At 64.9% G+C, this 16,149-nt stretch carries 18 protein-coding genes; 8 read left to right on the forward strand and 10 right to left on the reverse strand.

Annotation, left to right across the window (positions count from 1 at the left end; all coding sequences use genetic code 11):
- Window position 1: 1 nt before the first annotated feature.
- The 6 genes from biuH to NCR93_RS25470 all read right to left on the reverse strand — a co-directional run bounded on the left by biuH (window position 2) and on the right by NCR93_RS25470 (window position 6,752).
- Window positions 2-694 (reverse strand): biuret amidohydrolase, encoded by a 693-nt coding sequence (gene biuH, locus NCR93_RS25445; RefSeq protein WP_008346673.1) that lies wholly within the window; start codon window positions 692-694, stop codon window positions 2-4.
- Window positions 695-719: 25 nt separating this feature from the next.
- Window positions 720-1,646: an ABC transporter permease gene (locus NCR93_RS25450; protein ID WP_008346674.1), complete on the reverse strand. Its 927-nt coding sequence runs from the start codon at window positions 1,644-1,646 to the stop codon at window positions 720-722.
- A complete protein-coding gene (locus tag NCR93_RS25455) occupies window positions 1,639-2,754 on the reverse strand; it encodes an ABC transporter permease (protein WP_175981652.1) in 1,116 nt (371 codons plus the stop codon). Before NCR93_RS25455 ends, NCR93_RS25450 begins: the two co-directional genes overlap by 8 nt.
- A gap of 22 nt (window positions 2,755-2,776) precedes the next feature.
- Window positions 2,777-3,874: a BMP family ABC transporter substrate-binding protein gene (locus NCR93_RS25460; RefSeq protein WP_175981650.1), complete on the reverse strand. Its 1,098-nt coding sequence runs from the start codon at window positions 3,872-3,874 to the stop codon at window positions 2,777-2,779.
- Window positions 3,871-5,703 (reverse strand): allophanate hydrolase, encoded by a 1,833-nt coding sequence (atzF, locus tag NCR93_RS25465; RefSeq protein WP_175981648.1) that lies wholly within the window; start codon window positions 5,701-5,703, stop codon window positions 3,871-3,873. The genes NCR93_RS25460 and atzF overlap by 4 nt, the downstream gene beginning before the upstream one ends.
- A 206-nt stretch (window positions 5,704-5,909) precedes the next feature.
- Window positions 5,910-6,752 carry a formate/nitrite transporter family protein gene (locus NCR93_RS25470; protein ID WP_008346682.1) on the reverse strand — a complete coding sequence of 281 codons (843 nt, stop codon included), beginning with the start codon at window positions 6,750-6,752 and terminating at the stop codon, window positions 5,910-5,912.
- 145 nt (window positions 6,753-6,897) lie between these two features.
- Here NCR93_RS25470 and NCR93_RS25475 point away from each other — a divergent pair, with 145 nt between their 5' ends.
- The 4 genes from NCR93_RS25475 (at window position 6,898) to NCR93_RS25490 (ending at window position 11,308) form a co-directional block, all read left to right on the forward strand.
- Window positions 6,898-7,185, forward strand: coding sequence for a DUF6566 family protein (locus NCR93_RS25475; protein WP_175981646.1), 288 nt, complete (start codon window positions 6,898-6,900; stop codon window positions 7,183-7,185).
- A gap of 138 nt (window positions 7,186-7,323) precedes the next feature.
- Entirely contained in the window at window positions 7,324-8,403 is a 1,080-nt protein-coding gene (locus tag NCR93_RS25480; RefSeq protein ID WP_175981644.1) for a glycosyltransferase family 4 protein, read from the forward strand.
- Between the two features lie 40 nt (window positions 8,404-8,443).
- A complete protein-coding gene (locus tag NCR93_RS25485) occupies window positions 8,444-9,499 on the forward strand; it encodes a glycosyltransferase family 4 protein (protein ID WP_175981642.1) in 1,056 nt (351 codons plus the stop codon).
- A complete protein-coding gene (locus NCR93_RS25490; RefSeq protein ID WP_175981641.1) occupies window positions 9,500-11,308 on the forward strand; it encodes an HAD-IIB family hydrolase in 1,809 nt (602 codons plus the stop codon).
- A 51-nt stretch (window positions 11,309-11,359) separates the two neighbouring features.
- On the opposite strand, the gene NCR93_RS25495 is transcribed toward NCR93_RS25490, so the two are convergent.
- The 3 genes from NCR93_RS25495 to NCR93_RS25505 all read right to left on the reverse strand — a co-directional run bounded on the left by NCR93_RS25495 (window position 11,360) and on the right by NCR93_RS25505 (window position 13,671).
- Window positions 11,360-12,466 carry an NADH:flavin oxidoreductase/NADH oxidase gene (locus NCR93_RS25495; protein ID WP_175981638.1) on the reverse strand — a complete coding sequence of 369 codons (1,107 nt, stop codon included), beginning with the start codon at window positions 12,464-12,466 and terminating at the stop codon, window positions 11,360-11,362.
- Window positions 12,467-12,568: 102 nt separating this feature from the next.
- The gene (locus NCR93_RS25500) at window positions 12,569-13,303 is read right to left on the reverse strand and encodes an LrgB family protein (RefSeq protein WP_008346692.1); all 735 of its coding nucleotides are present in this window, start codon (window positions 13,301-13,303) and stop codon (window positions 12,569-12,571) included.
- A complete protein-coding gene (locus tag NCR93_RS25505; RefSeq protein WP_175981636.1) occupies window positions 13,300-13,671 on the reverse strand; it encodes a CidA/LrgA family protein in 372 nt (123 codons plus the stop codon). Before NCR93_RS25505 ends, NCR93_RS25500 begins: the two co-directional genes overlap by 4 nt.
- Before the next feature lie 373 nt (window positions 13,672-14,044).
- Between NCR93_RS25505 and NCR93_RS25510 the strand changes: the two genes are divergently transcribed.
- From NCR93_RS25510 to NCR93_RS25525, 4 genes are all read left to right on the forward strand, one after another.
- Entirely contained in the window at window positions 14,045-14,551 is a 507-nt protein-coding gene (locus NCR93_RS25510) for a ferritin-like domain-containing protein (RefSeq protein ID WP_008346696.1), read from the forward strand.
- A 61-nt stretch (window positions 14,552-14,612) separates the two neighbouring features.
- Window positions 14,613-15,122, forward strand: a complete 510-nt coding sequence (locus NCR93_RS25515) for a hypothetical protein (protein ID WP_008346698.1) — start codon at window positions 14,613-14,615, stop codon at window positions 15,120-15,122.
- A gap of 87 nt (window positions 15,123-15,209) precedes the next feature.
- Window positions 15,210-15,428: a hypothetical protein gene (locus tag NCR93_RS25520; protein WP_175981273.1), complete on the forward strand. Its 219-nt coding sequence runs from the start codon at window positions 15,210-15,212 to the stop codon at window positions 15,426-15,428.
- Window positions 15,425-15,622, forward strand: coding sequence for a hypothetical protein (locus NCR93_RS25525; RefSeq protein ID WP_008346702.1), 198 nt, complete (start codon window positions 15,425-15,427; stop codon window positions 15,620-15,622). Before NCR93_RS25520 ends, NCR93_RS25525 begins: the two co-directional genes overlap by 4 nt.
- Here NCR93_RS25525 and NCR93_RS25530 read toward each other — a convergent pair.
- The gene (locus tag NCR93_RS25530; protein ID WP_175981635.1) at window positions 15,611-15,991 is read right to left on the reverse strand and encodes a hypothetical protein; all 381 of its coding nucleotides are present in this window, start codon (window positions 15,989-15,991) and stop codon (window positions 15,611-15,613) included. The genes NCR93_RS25525 and NCR93_RS25530 overlap by 12 nt on opposite strands.
- Window positions 15,992-16,149: the final 158 nt, after the last annotated feature.

The following is a 16,149-nucleotide window of genomic DNA, read 5'->3' on the forward strand; positions in this document are numbered from 1 at the left end:
GTCAGCGTCCCAGCGTCGCGAGCAAAGCCTTCGAATCCGACACCGTGCCGAATACGCCGCCCTGCATCAGCACCATGTTGAGCGCGGCGTCGTGATTGCCCTGATCGGTCGCGCCGCAACAATCCGCGAGAATGGTGCATTCGAAGCCGCGATCGTTCGCTTCGCGCATCGTCGTGTGAACGCAGACATCGGTCGTGATGCCCGTGAGCACCAGATTCACGATGCCGCGCGTGCGCAATACCATTTCGAGGTCCGTTGCGCAGAACGAGCCTTTGCCTGGCTTGTCGATGACGATCTCGCCTTCGATCGGCTTCAGTTCATCGATGATTTCCCAGCCCGGTTCGCCGCGCACGAGTATCTTGCCGCAGGGTCCTTCATCGCCGATGCCGATGCCGTTCGTGCCCGCGCGACGGCTTCTCCATCGCTTGTTGGCGGGCAAATCCGACAGATCGGGCCGGTGCCCTTCGCGCGTATGAATGATCGTGAAGCCTTGCTCGCGCATCAGCGTGAGTACGTTCCTGATCGGTTCGATGGGCGCGCGCGTCATCGAGAGGTCATAGCCCATCTTGTCGACATAACCGCCGATGCCGCAAAAGTCGGTCTGCATGTCGATGATGACGAGCGCGGTGTTCTCCGGCCGCAGATTGCCGTCGTAGGGCCACGGATAGGGACGTGCTTCGATGAAGCGGCTCATGTGTTCGACTCCATGAAAATAGGGTTCAACGCGTGAGACTCAGTTCGCCGGGCGCACCCGCGAGCGTGCGGTCGGGACGGCAATTGACGATCATGATGACGAGGGTGAGGACGTAAGGCGCCGCATTGAAAAGGTAGTAACCGCTCGTCACGCCGATGGCCTGCAACGCGGGTCCGAGCGCTCCCGCTGCGCCGAAGATCAGCGCGGCCCACAGGCATCGCAACGGCTGCCAGCGCGCGAAGATGACGAGCGCGACGGCCATCAGGCCTTGTCCGCTCGACAAGCCTTCGTTCCAGCTTCCCGGATACACCAGCGACAGATACGCGCCGCCTACGCCCGCGAAGAAGCCGCCGACCGTCGTCGCGAGAATGCGAACGCGCGTGATCGGATAACCCATCGCGCGGGCGCTTTCCGCGTTCTCGCCGACGAGACGCAAAGCCATGCCCCAACGCGTATGTCGCAAGCCCCATTGCAACGCGAACGCCAGCGCGACGCCGATGATGAAGAGCGGATTGACATGCAACGCGTTATGCAACTGCGGCGACGAAGCCCAAGCACCGAGATCGATCGATGACAACATCGGCGCTTGCGGCTCGATGAACGGCTTGCCGAGATAGAACGCGAGGCCGGTGCCGACCAGCATCAGCGCGATGCCGAACGCGATGTCCGACACGCGCGGCAACGAGCACACGAGACCGTGCAGGCAGCCGAGCAGCAACCCCGCGCAGCCGGCCGCGAGCACGCCGAGCCACGGCGAGCCGGACAGATACGCGGCCGCATAACCGGTCATCGCGCCGGATACGAGAATGCCTTCGAGGCCGAGATTGACGCGCCCGCCCTTCTCCGTCAGACATTCGCCGATGCTCACGAACAAATACGGCGTGCTCACGCGGATGGCGCCCGCGAACAACGACAGCAGCAGCACCGCGACGGGTGAATGTGCATCAAACATGAGTGCCCTCCAGTCGAACCGACGAGCGCGCGACGGTCATCGCCTGCAGCCTGATGCGCCACGCCGCAAGACGACCGCCCATGGCTTCCCACGCGAGCAGGTTGGCAAAGAGCAGACCTTGCAGGACGAGCGTGGTGGCATCGGGCAGACCCAGGCGGCGTTGCAGAAGCGAACCGCTCGCTTCGATACCGCCGACGAGCACCGCGCACAGAATGATCGCCAACGGGTTCTGACGCGCCGCGAACGCCACGAGAATCCCCGCATAGCCGTAACCCGCCAGCAGCGATGCGTTCGCGCTGCCCTGCACCGCCGCGACTTCGAACATGCCCGCGAGACCGGCCGCCGCGCCGCCCATCGCGCAGGCCGCGATCGCGAGCTTGTTCACCGGCAGCCCGACGAGCTTCGCCGCATGGTTGTTGCCGCCCGCGATGCGCATCGCGAAGCCTTTGGTGCTGTGGCGCACGAAGACCCATGCCGCGACGCACGCGAGCGCGCCCCAGAACAAGCCCCAATGCACGTCGAGACCCGGCAACGAACCGATCGAGAAGGCGTCGGGAACGGGCGGCGTCGAAGGCTTGTTGAGACTCGCGGGATCGCGCAACGGTCCTTCGACGAGATGCTTGAACAATGCAATCGCGATGTACGACATCAACAGACTGCTGATCGTCTCGTTGACGCCGCGCAGTTGCCGCATTGCGCCGACCGCGCCGATCCACACGCCGCCCGCGATCATGCCGGCGAGCGCCATCAACGGAGCGACGACGAACCACGGCATCGCGGCAGGCACGACCGTCGCCACGACCGCCGATGCGAGTCCGCCGAGCGCGAGCGCGCCTTCGCCACCGATCACGATCAGCCCGACCTGCGCAGGCAACGCGACGCACAACGCGGTGAGCATCAGCGGCGCGGCGCGCAGCAACGTGCTCTGCCACGCGAACGGCGAGCCGAATGCGCCTTGCGCGATCAGCACGAGCGCATCGTCGGCGGGCTGGCCCTGCACGAGCAGGAATAGCGAGAACAGCACCAGCGTGCCGATGAGCGCGCACAACGTCGGCAAAGCGGGCAATGCGCCCAGCGCCACGCGCGGTAACAGAGGATAGGAACGCATGCCGGCTCCGCGAAGGAATGAATCAGATCTGCCCGACGACGCCCGCGACGAGATAGTTCATGCTTTCCAGCTTGATATCCGTCTGCGCGTAAGCCGTGCCCGATGCGATGGCACTGCCGCCCTTGTTGTCCTTCATCGGGCCTTTGAAGATCACGTAATCGCCCGCGGCCATCTTCGTCTTGATGGCGTCGGCATTGGACTTCGCATCGGCCGTGACTTTCGCGCCGTAGGGCGACATCTTCACGAAGCCTTCCTTCAGGCCGCCGCGCAGAATGTTGGGCTGCGGCGTGCTGGTCTGCGCATCCGTGACGAGTTCCTTGAAAGGCGTCGCCCAGTCCCATTCCGCGCCCGTCAGATAACCCTTCGGCGCAAGCGCGGCCTGACTCGCGTGATAGCCGCAACTCATCGCGCCGCGCTTCTCCGCCGTTTCGATGACGACCTTCGGACCGTCGACGTGACAGGTCAGCACATCGCACCCCTGATCGACGAGACTGTTGGCCGCTTCGGCTTCCTTGACCGGCATCGACCAGTCGCCGGTGAAGATGACGTGCGTGGTGATAGACGGATCCACCGATTGCGCGCCGAGCGTGAATGCATTGATATTGCGCAGCACTTGTGGAATCGGCTTGGCGGCGACGAAACCGAGCTTCTTGCTCTTGCTCACGTGTCCCGCGACGACGCCGTTGAGGTACTGACATTCATCGATATAGCCGAAGTAGCTCGCGATATTCGGCGGATTGCCCTGCTTCCACAAACCGCCGCAATGCGCGAAGCGGACCTTTGGATACTTCGCGGCCATCTTCAGCACATGCGGATCGAAATAGCCGAACGAAGTCGCGAAGATGAGCGTCGCGCCGTCCTGTTCGATCATCGCTTCCATCGTCTTTTGCACGGCCACGGTCTCGGGCACGTTCTCTTCCTCCACCACCTTCACACCCGGCATCTTCTTGATGATCGCGGCGGCCTGAGCCTGCGCCTGGTTATAGCCGTAATCGCCCTTCGCGCCGACATAGATCACGCCGACGGTGAGATTGCTTGCGCCGAAGGCGAGATCGAAGGGCAGCGCGCTGCCGAGCGCGAGCGCGCCCGCGCCTTGGATGAACTGGCGGCGATTGGTCATGATGTAGCTTCCTGTTTGAGTTGATCGCTGGATGAAGAGACGAGGCTGTGCCGATACGCGCGCCAGCCGCCGAAGGAAGTGATGTCGCGTGCGCCGCTGTCCGGCGCGACGGCGGCCGGTTCGCAGATGAAGCCTTTGACGATGCGGCCATCGGCGGTCGTGACCGTGCCGATACCGAGCGGCGCGGGAATCGCCGCGACGAATGCGCCGAAGGTCCGCATAGGCATCTCCCATATCTCGATGGCGATCGCGGCACCCTCGTTTCCGGTGCGCACGAGTCCGGGCTTCGGCGGCTGCGTATCGGCTAATGCGTAGAGCGTGTAGTGCGGCGACGTCATCGTTTCTTCGATGAACCGCGCGCCCGCCTGCTTCATCTGCCATTCGAGCGGCATGCCGCGCAGATGTGCGCCGACTACGGCGAGCTCGATGCTTGGCTCCTGGATCGGCAGCGGATCGATGCTGGCATCGGAAAGTGCCTGAATCTTCGCGCCCAATGCCGCGAGTCTCCGATCCGCGCCCGCTGGCCCAATGAGCGTGATGCCCGCGGGCAAGCCGTCGGCGCGCGGCGGTCCCGGCACGGCGAGCGCGCACAGGTCGAGCAGATTGACGAAGTTCGTATAGACGCCGAGACGGCTGTTCACTTCGACCGGGTTCGCCTGCACTTGCGCGATGGTCGGATGCGTCGGCGTCGTGGGAACGATCAGGATGTCGAACGTTTTGAACAACGCTTCCGCCTCCCGCTTCAGCAGCGTGAGTTCGTATTGCGCGTTGAATGCGTCGGCGGCGGAGAATGCGTCGGCCTTGCCGATCACTTTCGCTACGGTCGGATCGATGTCATCGCGGTTCGTGACGAAGAAATCGCCCAGCGCCGCGCGGCGTTCCGCGACCCACGGACCGTCGTACAGCAACGCGGCCGCGCGTTGCATCGGCGCGAAGGGAAACGTCGCGGGTTCGAGTTGCAGACGATCCAGCGTCGCCGCGAAGGCGTCGGCCGCGTGCGTGTCGCCGAAGAATTCCAGCGTGTCGGGAATCGCGACGCGCGGCGCATCCGGCAGCAAGCCGAGCGCTGCGACGCGGCGCGAATATCCGTCGAGCGCATCGAAAGTGACCATCTGCTGCAGCACGATCCAGGCATCGGCGACGTCGTGCGCGAAGATCGATAGCGTATCGAGACTCTTGCACGCGGGCACGACCCCGCGCTTGCTGACGAGCCCCAGCGACGGCTTCATTCCGACGATGCCGTTGAAACCCGCCGGCACGCGGCCCGAACCTGCGGTATCGGTGCCGAGCGAAAACGCGACGATGCCCTGCGCCACCGTCACCGCCGAACCGGAACTCGATCCGCCCGACACATATTCCGGATGACTAACTTGTTGCACGGCGCCATGCGGCGAGCGCGTGCCGACGAGCCCGGTCGCGAACTGATCGAGATTCGTCTTGCCGATGAGCATCGCGCCCGCATCGATCAAGCGCTGCACGGCGAACGCCGTTTCGCCGGGCGTATAGGCGAACGCCGGACATGCGGCGGTCGTCGGCAAGCCCGCAATGTCGATGTTGTCCTTCACCGCGAACGGCACGCCGAATAAAGGCTTGCGCTCGAAGATCGCGGGTCCGGCTTCGGCGAGCTCGCGTGCAAGCGACGCTGCCGTCGTTTGCAGATCCGCTGCCGGAACGACGAGCGTCCATGCTTCCGGGCGATCACTCGCTTCGATGCGAGCAAGCGTCGCTACGGCGATTCGCTGCGGGTCGGTATCGCCGCGCGCGTACGCATCGAGAAGTGCGCGAACGGTGAGCGGTGCGTGATCGCCGGCAGATGCGGTCGCGTTCATGAGTTCAATCTTGAATACAAGTTGAACGCACAATGCACTGTCCGTGCCAGTGACAGATTCCGCCGTTAAATCAACGATTTGGCATCAGCGTCGCGACTTGCGGCGACCGGGCGTGATCCACGCCGGTTCAGCAATGACCCAGCCGTGGTGCGATAAATCCCGCTGACGGTGCAGCGGTCCACGGCTCCGGGCCGACAGAGTCCGCGTTACTGCGTGTCGCCGATTTCCGGCGCGATGGCCGCATGGTTGACGATCGCGACCATCGATATCCCGCCGATCATGTTCCCGAGAAGCGTCGGCAGCAGGAACACGCCGAAGTAATCGCCGATGCTCGCGGCGTGCGTCATCACGGCATACGCGGCCTCGGCCGAACTGGCGATGACGTGCGTCAGCTTGCTCACGCCGACGGTGTAAGTCACGAGCAGGATGGTGAGCAGGCGCGCGGACCGCGCGCTCGGCAAGAGCCAGACCATCAGCGCGATCAGCCAGCCGGCGAAGACGGCGCGTACCAGTGTGACGCCGAAGCCGGCGCTGAAAGGCGCACGCGCGACCTCCGCGAGCGCCGCGTTGACGTCGGGATCGAACACGTCCTTGAACTGCAGAAGCGCGGCGAATACTGCGGTGCCGACGAGATTGGATAACAACACGATAGACCATAGGCGCAGCGTTTTACCCACTGTGCGCAAGTCACGCCGCGTGAGCACGGGCAGCACCGCCGTCAGCGTGCTCTCGGTGAAAAGCTGCTGACGCCCGAGGATGACGAACACGAAGCCGATCGTATATCCCAGGCTTGCAATCAGATGCTGCGATTTGGATGCAGGCAGCTCGCTTTGCAAGATCGCCTGAACGAGAAAGGAGAAACCCATCGAAAGACCGGCCGCGAGCCCGGACCATATGAGCGCCGAGGCCGTGCGCTCCATCGCGGTTTCGCCCTCTTCGCGCACGATTTCGTGGATGACGAGCGCATGCGGCGTCGAATGATCCGCGGCTTGCTCGCGCTGATCGTGGTCGAGGTGGGGCGACTCGGCGCCTGCTTGCGATTCGGACATTGACTCTTCTCCTGAGGCCGCTGCTGCGTGCGTCGTGCACGATGCGATGCGTGCTTACAGCAGATTCGATGCCTGTCGGGCATAGGGCCTGCTGCTGCGACCTCGTTCACCCGAAACAACCGATCCAACCGATACAAGACCGACGATGAAAACCGAGACCTTTTCCCTTGGCGGCTACGACGTCGAGGTATCGACGAAACAAACGCCAACCGGCGACTGGACACCCGAGCTGCGCGTCACCCGCAACGGACGGCCGGTGGCTCTGCCTCAAGTCGAGACGGTCGAACCCAACTGGCTGACGAGCGCGGAAGCGCTGCGCGGCGGCGTCGAACAGGCGCGCCGGCTGATCGATCGATATCTCGCCGGCCACGACAATCAGCACACCGGCGGCGCAATCGGCCATCCGGCGAAGCCCGGCGTCCAGGACAAATGATCTGAATCGCGGCGGCGACGTGCCTGCTTCGAGCGCGACCCGCGATCGTCGCGCGTGTGGCCCTTCGATTGCTCGGCGAGCTTATCCGTCATCCGCAAGCAATCGGGCTTGCAGCGAACGGCCCGCAAGGACCGCAAAATGAAGATCGCACAAGTTGCACCGCTCTATGAAAGCGTTCCCCCCAAAGCCTATGGCGCGACCGAACGCGTCGTTTCCGCGCTGACGGAACAACTCGTCGCCTGGGGTCACGACGTCACATTGTTCGCTGCGGGCGACTCGAAGACCCGGGCGCGCCTTCGCGCGACACATCCGGTGGGACTCTGGCGTGACGAACGCGTGTGGGATACGACGAGCCATCATCTGCGTCAGCTCGACGCCGTCGTGCGCCGCTCCGCGCAGTTCGACCTCGTTCACTTCCACGGCGAGCCGTTTCATCTGCCATTGCAGCGGTATATGTCGTGTCCGTCGCTTACGACCGTGCACGGCCGCCTGCTCGTGCCCGATCACGGTCCGCTCTACGAGGCTTATCCCGATGCGCCGCTCGTTTCCATCTCGGACAGCCAGCGCAAGGACACACCGCACGCCAACTGGATCGGCACCGTGCATCATGGCCTGCCGCTCGATGCCATGCGCTTCTCTCCGAACGGCGGCGACTATCTGCTTTTCGTGGGCCGCATGATGCCCGAGAAGGGAATCGAGCGCGCCGTCGAGATCGCGCGGCGCGCGGGGCTGCCGCTCAAGATCGCCGCGGCCGTGCATCCCGGCGAACGCGCGTGGTTCAGGGAAGAGATATATCCGATGCTGGAGGCCTCGCAATCGTTCGTCGAATATCTCGGCGAAGTGGGCGGCGAGACGCGCCTCGAACTCTTCTCCCACGCGCGTGCGTTGATGTTTCCGATCGGCTGGGAGGAGCCCTTCGGCCTCGTGCTCATCGAGGCGATGGCTTCCGGCACGCCCGCGATCGCTTTCCGGCGCGGTGCGGTGCCGGAGATCGTCGAGCATGGCGTGACGGGTTTCATCGTCGACGATGTCGAACAGGCCGCGCGTGCAGTGCAGAAACTCGGCACCATTCGTCGCAACGATTGCCGGCGCAGCTTCGAGCGGCGCTTCAGCGCCGAGCGCATGACGCGCGATTACCTCGCGATCTATCGCACGCTGCTCGCGGATCCAGCGCGAGGCGGCGAGGAATGGGCACCCGGCGACCCGATGCAGGCATGACGATTGCCGTTCCCGGTTGCATTCACTCGCATAACTGGTCATGCGCATCGCCCAGGTTTCCACTCTTTATGAGAGCGTGCCGCCGCGACGTTACGGCGGCATAGAGCGCGTCGTGTCCTGGCTCACGGAAGAACTCGTGAAGATGGGACACGACGTCACGCTCTTTGCAAGCGCCGACTCGCGCACACGCGCGAAGCTCGTCGCGAGTTCGGACTGCGCCGTGAGACTGCTCGAAGACACCGCCGATCCGCAAGCCTTCCACTTCGCGATGCTCGAGGACGTCGTGCGCGCGTCCGGCGATTTCGACATCGTGCATTTTCATACGGACTACATGAGCTTTCCGTACGCGCGCCGGCTCGATGCCGCGCACGTTACGACGCTTCACTGGCGGCTCGACGTGCCCGGCCTCGACGCGCTTTACCGGCGTTTCGCCGATGTGCCGCTCGTGTCCATCTCCGATGCGCAGCGCGAGCCGATGCCGTGGGCCGGCTGGACCGCGACCGTGCATCACGGCATGCCCGCGGCGTTGCTGCCGTTTCAGGCGCGGGCGGAACAGCATCTCGCGTTCGTCGGACGTATCGCGCCATCGAAGGGACCGGACGCGGCCATCCGCATCGCGCGGCGGGCGAACGTGCCGCTCAGGATCGCGGCGAAGATCGACGAAGCGGATCGCCCCTACTTCATTCGCGATGTCGAACCGCTCATCGAGGCGCCGCACGTCGAATTCGTCGGCGAACTCGACGATCACGGCAAGCGCGGACTGCTCGGCCATGCCCGCGCGATGCTCTTTCCGATCGCCTGGCCGGAGCCCTTCGGCATCGCGATGATCGAAGCGCTCGCGTGCGGCACGCCGGTCATCGCGTTCGGGCGCGGTTCGGTGCCGGAGATCATCGAGCATGGCGTGAGCGGGTTCATCGTGCGTGACGAGGACGAGGCGGTCGAAGCCGTCGCGCGATTGCCGGAGATCGACCGGCGCGCATGCCGCGCGCGCTTCGAGCAGTTTTTCACGGCGGAGCGCATGGGGCGTGCTTATGTCGAGGTCTACGAGCGGCTCGTGCGCGAGCGCACCGCGCGGCTCACATTGACGGAGGTTTGAATGCGCTGCATGGTGGTTGCAAGCGATTACGACGGCACGCTGGCGCAGCATGGCCGCGTCGATGAAGCGACGTGGCGCGCCGTCGACCGGCTGCGCGAATCCGGCCGCCATATGGTGCTCGTCACCGGCCGCGAACTCGACGATCTGCTGAGTCTGTGCGACGGCATCGACCGGTTTTCGTATGTGGTCGCGGAGAACGGCGGCGTGCTCTATCACCCGGCGACGCGCGAACGCACGCTTCTCGCGCCGCCGCCGCCCGCCGCGTTCGTCGAAGCGATGCGGCAACGCGGCGTAAAGCACCTGAGCGTGAGCGAGACGCTCGTCGCCACATCGCGCCCGTACGACGAACAGGCGCACGAAGCGATCCGCGAACTCGGCCTCGATCTGCACGTCGTGTTCAACGGCGACGCGGTGATGATTCTCGCGCCCGGCATCAGCAAGGCGACGGGGCTCGATGCCGCCCTCGATGCGATGGCGCTCTCGCCGCGCAATGCCGTCGGCGTCGGCGATGCGCAGAACGATCATCCGCTGCTGGACGCGTGCGAGTTCGGCGCCGCGGTCGGCAACGCGCTCGATGTGCTGAAGGCGCACGCGGATATCTGTCTCGAAGGCGTCGCCGGGGCGGGCGTCGCGGAACTCATCGACAAGATTCTGGCCGACGACCTCGCACACCTGAGCCGACGCGACGCGCGGCACAACCTGCTGATCGGGCATCGCACCGTAAGCGGCGATGGCGGCGATGAAGACACCGCCGAAACGCTCGAACAGCAAGGCACCGTCGCGCTGCTCGCCGGGCAGTCGGGCGGCGGCAAGTCGACCTTGTTGACCGGACTCATGGAGCGTCTGTGCGCGGCGGGATATCAGTTCTGCGCGCTCGATCCGGAAGGCGATTTCGACAACCTCGAAAAGACGCTCGCCATCGGCAATGCGGAGCACGCGCCCAAAGGCGACGACATCATGAAGTTGCTGCGCCAGCCGCGCCAGCCTGTCGTCGCGAATCTGATGCACGTTGCGTTCGCCGAGCGGCCTTCGTACTGCGCCGAACTGCTCGCCGAGCTGCAATCGACGCGCGCGCTCAACGGGCGGCCGCACTGGATATTGTTCGACGAGGCACATCAGCTTTTCCCGAACGCCGCGAACGCCGCCGACGAAACCCTGCCGGAGCAACTCGGCCCGGCCATCTTCGCGACGGTGCATCCGAACGCGATCTCGCAGCGCGTGCTCGAACGCGTCAACGTGTTCATCGGCGCAGGTCCCGGCGCCTGGGAAGCGCTCGAGGAGTTCGCGCGCGCCGCGGGCATCGCGATGCCGCGCCGGCTATCGGACGCGCCCGAAGTCGGTCAGGCGCTCGTCTGGCGGCGCGAGCCGCTCAGCGGCGACGCCTGGGGCGATCCGCGCATCGTTCGCGTGGAGCCGGCCAAAACGCAGCGTCGCCGTCATGTGCGCAAATATGCGGCGGGCATGCTTATCCCCGAGCGCAGTTTCTACTTTCGCGGGCCGGAGAATCGGCTCAAGCTGCGCGCGCACAACCTCACGCTTTTCCTCGAACTGGCCGATGGCGTCGATGAAGACACATGGCTCTTTCATCTGCGGCGCGGCGACTATTCGACGTGGTTCCGCGATGTAATCGGCGACGCCGAACTCGCCGACGAAACCGCCGCCGTCGAGCGCGAACATCGGGATTCCGCCGAGGAGAGCCTCGCTGCGATCACCCGTCTCGTGCAGGTGCGCTATACGCAGCCCGAGAATCCGGTGTTGCCGAACGTGCTCGCGCCCGGCGCGAAGGGCGGCGAACGAACGCCGCCATGAGAACCGGCTTGCAAGCGTCGCTCCCTTCGAGCGCGCGACCGCATCGCACGATCAGTCTTCTTCGAAGAGATGCCGGTACTGATGCGGCTGCGAGCGCAGATACTGCTTCGGCGCGCGCACCTGTGCGCCCAGCTCCGCCGCGGCGTGCCAAGGCCAGCGCGGGTCGTACAGGGCCGTGCGCGCGAGCGCGATCATGTCGGCATCGCCGGTTCCGACGATGGCCTCCGCCTGTTCGATGCCCGTGATCAGCCCGACCGCGATGACCGGCATCCCGACCGCCTGCTTCACGGCGCGCGCGAGCGGCACCTGATAGCTCGGCCCGACCGGAATCTTCTGCGCCGGATGAAGCCCGCCGCTCGATACGTGAACGGCATCGCAGCCGCGCGCTTCGAGCGCTTTGGCGAATGCGACGGTCTGCTCGATGTCCCAGCCGCCTTCGACCCAATCGGTGCCGGACACGCGGATCGTCACCGGCCGCTCGGCGGGAAATGCGGCGCGCACGGCGTCGAACACTTCGAGCGGAAAACGCATGCGGTTCTCGAGCGAACCGCCGTATTCATCGTCGCGCCGGTTCGACAACGGCGACAAGAACTGATGCAGCAAGTAGCCATGCGCCGCGTGGATCTGAACGAGATCGATGCCGAGACGCGCCGCGCGCGTGGCGGCCGCCGTGAACGCATCGCGGATGCGCGCGAGTCCGGCCGCATCGAGCGCGACCGGCGGCGCTTCGCCGTCCTCATAGGCGACGCTCGAAGGCGCTTCGGTCTGCCAGCCATGCGCGTGATCGGCTGAAATCTGGGCGCCGCCTTCCCACGGCACATCGGTCGATGCCTTGCGTCCCGCGTGACTCAACTGGATCGCGACCGGCATGTCCGACCATCGCCGGATGCCGTCGAGCGTGCGCTTCAGCGCCGCTTCGGTTTCGTCGTTCCAGAGACCGACATCCGCATATGTGATGCGTCCCTCCGGCAGCACGGCCGTTGCTTCGATGGTGAGCAAGGCCGCGCCGGACAGCGCGAGCTGACCGAGGTGAATCAGATGCCAGTCGTTCATGCAGCCGTCTTCGGCGGAGTACTGGCACATCGGCGCGATCACGATGCGATTGGCGAGGGCCAGATTGCGCAAGCGCGCAGGTTGGAACAGTGCAGGCTGTGACATGGACAGGTTCCTTGGCGGTTGTTACGTCGCGAGGGGCGCGACCCATGCCGTCGTCGCCAGCAATGGCTATTCCGTGCGACATTCAAGCCGGGCGCGCGGACATCACAGCAGCTTCGACAACACAGGCAGCAGAACGGGCACGACGAACGCGGTAAACACGCCGTTCAGCCCCATGCCGAGGCCGGCGAACGCGCCCATCTCTTCGCTGACCTGAAAGGCGCGCGCCGTGCCGATGCCATGCGACGCCACGCCGAGCGCGAAGCCGCGCGCCTCGACGTCGGAAACGCGCAGCACATTGAGGATACCCCGCGCGGTGACGGCGCCGAACACGCCCGTCGTGATGACGAGCACCGCCGTCAGCGAAGGCACGCCCCCGATCTCCTTCGCCACGGCCATCGCGATGGGCGTCGTCGCGGACTTCGGCGCGAGCGATGCAATCGACTGACGCGACGCCCCGAGCAAGGCCGCCACGGACACGGCGGATACGATCGCGGTCAGCGAGCCGGCGGCGAGACTCACGAGAATCGGCCACGCGAGCCGCTTCAGATTCGCCCACTGCCGATAAAGCGGCAACGCCAGCGCGACCGTGGCCGGCCCGAGCAGAAAATGCACGAACTGCGCGCCGTCGAAATACGTTTCGTAGGCCGTGCCGCTCGTCTTGAGCACCACGACGACGATGGCCACCGAAATCAGCACCGGATTGGCGAGCGGATTGAAGCGGCACGCCGCGTAGATGCGCTGCGCGATGAGGTACGCGAGCAGCGTGATGGTAAGGCCGAGCAGCGGCGTGGCCGCCAGATAGACCCAGATCGCTCCGAAGTGCGGCACCGGGATCATGTGCGGTCTCCGTGTTCATGGGCGACGCGGCGGCGGCCGCGCAGCATCGCACGCATGACGAGCGCGGTGACGGCGACCGCGAGTGTGGTACTGACTGCAACGGAGAGCACGACGGCAAGCACGTCGCCGCGCAGCGCATGCGCCGAAACCATGATGCCGACGCCCGCCGGCACGAACAGCAGAGACAGGTGCCGGAGCAGTTCGAGCGCCGTGGGTTCGAGCGTGGCCGCGGCGGCCGGACGCAATGCGCAGTATCCGGCGAGCAGAAGCATGCCGATGACCGGGCCGGGCACCGGCAGGCTGAAGAGATAGGAAAGCCCTTCTCCGAGACACTGGAAAACGAGCAATGTAGCAATTGCGGCGAGCATGGGAAAAACTCCTGGTGCGTGCGATGTTCATGCCTTCTTTCGGCAGCGGACGAAGCGTACCCGAGATGCTCGGGAAGCGCGTGACTCGCCCGCACATCGGGCACGGGCTGGTCGATCCATCTGCCCCGCTTGATGCGACTTTGTGCAAAAAAAAGGCCCGCCTGAAAACGGCGGGCTGAAGCCACGGAAGATAACGCGCCATTCAAGGCGCGCTTAAAGTATCGCGCTTTATTTTCATGTCGCAACAGTACGAAGGGCATCCTAACTATTCGTCGTCATGCCACGAACATGCGCGGCATGACGATTGCGAGTCATCGGGCAGCGCGAAGCGCGATTGCTTCGCTCATCCGTTCACATCGATCCGGGAGACACCATGGCTCAACCGACCGAACACCTGCTCGACTGGCTTCGCGACGCGCACGCGATGGAACAGCAAGCCGAGCAAATGCTGCGCGCGCAGTCCGGGCGCCTCGAGCACTATCCGCAACTGAAGGCGCGTATCGATCAGCATCTGGAAGAAACGCTGGACCAGCAGAAGATCGTCGCCGCGTGCATCGAGCGGCTCGGCGGCAGCACATCGACGGTCAAGGATCTTGCCGCCAAGATGATGGCCTTCGCGCAAGCGGCCGGCGGCATGACGATGACCGACGAAGTCGTGAAAGGCGCCATCATGAGCTATGTATTCGAGAACATGGAGATCGCGTCCTACACCTCGCTGATTGCGGCAGCGACGCGCTGCGGCGATGCCGAAACCCGGGCCGCGTGCGAACGGATCCTGCCTCAGGAGCAGGCAATGGCGCAATGGCTGCTCGAACACATCCCTTCCATCTCGACCGAATATCTGGACCGCTCGGCATCCGGTCAGGAAGCGAAGAAATAAGCCTTGCAGAAGGCTTCGACATGTTCGTTCATCCAGTCGTCATACCTAGCCGGAACACACCATGAGCCAGTATCCCGCGACCGACAACCAGCAAGCGAAGGGCCACTCGCTTGCCCGTGGACTCGCATTCTTCAGTCTCGCATTGGGAACCGCCCAACTGCTTGCGCCCCGTACCGTCGCACGCATGTCCGGCCTGCGCGTCAGCCCTGGCCTCGTCAGGCTGTATGGGCTGAGAGAGATTGCCTGCGGCATCGGCATACTTTCGTCGCGCGATCCGTCTCCGTATCTGATGGCGCGCATCGGCGGCGACGCGCTCGATCTGATGACCGTGGCGACGGCGCCACGCGAACGCCGGCAAGGCGCGCACACGCGTGCGCTCGGCGCCTTGCTCAACGTCGCGGGCGTCACCGCGCTCGATGCGCGCGCGGTGACTTCCCTGTCCGATGACCGGGCGCGGCAGCGCAGCGAACGCTCGGAGCATTACGCCCAGCTTTATCTTGACCGCACGGGCTTTCCGCGTCCGGCGGACGAGATGCGCGGCGCAGCGCGAAGCGATGGCAACGGCGCCTGAGTGCGGAGCCGGCAATGCATGCGCTCGTCACGCTGATGGAATAACGCTTGCTCGATCTCACTACCTTCAGCCAATCGAGCGATCACGATGACCCACTTCTCCATGCCTGCATCGCAGTACACAGCGCGTCTGCCGCTGCTTCAATGGCTGTCGGCTCCCGACGAGGATGCCGACGACGATCTCGACGACGTCCTCGACGAAACCGGCGAGATCACCAACCGCAGCAATGGCAAGAGCGGCACCGATACCACGGCGGAACCCGATCCCAAGCCGGACAACCATCAGGCATCGACGAGGCAATCATGACCGACGAACAGACGCCGCAGCATATCGAAGGGCAGCCGGTGCCGGGACACACCGAGAACATCCCGGCGAACCCGAAGGAGCCGGCGCCGCGCGGCCCCAACGAGGATCGCGCGCCGGACGCCGGTCCCGCTACCAAGCCGGGAACACCGCCGGGCACGCAAAGCGAAGGCGACCGCCTGAAGTCACCCGACTGACATCGGCGCTGCCGGTCGAACGCAGCGCCATTTGACTCGATAAGTCCATGAGGAGCACGCCATGAACCGAACCATCACGATCAGGGCCATGTTGATCGCCGCAGTGACGGCGTCCGTCTGCTTGACGTCGGGCTGCAACCGGAATACGAGCGGCGGAAGCACCGCGGCAAGCGACAGCGCAGGGTCATCCGCGCCGGCTGCCGCCAGCTTCCCGGCGACCGCCGCCAGCGACGCACCCGCCGGTGCGAGCCAGTAAGCGAACAGGTACGACTGGCGAGGCGGCGTCGCGCCGCGCATTGCCAGATCGGCTTCGCCCGCGCCGGGGTTGACCGGCTTTGCCGTCGGTCGGATGCGGTGCGGGTAAGTCATCGATTGCTGCGCAATTGAATCGGGATCCGAAACATTCACATCGCGAGAACGTCGCCGCCCTCTTCCAGTCGATTACCCGATACCCTATTCTCCCGGTGCCATCGACATATCGGGCGTACCCGCCGACGTCGAGCGCGCTTTGGCATCCGTCGAATTTA

The sequence above is a fragment of the Caballeronia sp. ATUFL_F1_KS39 genome (assembly GCF_023630985.1).
Classification (GTDB): domain Bacteria; phylum Pseudomonadota; class Gammaproteobacteria; order Burkholderiales; family Burkholderiaceae; genus Caballeronia; species Caballeronia zhejiangensis.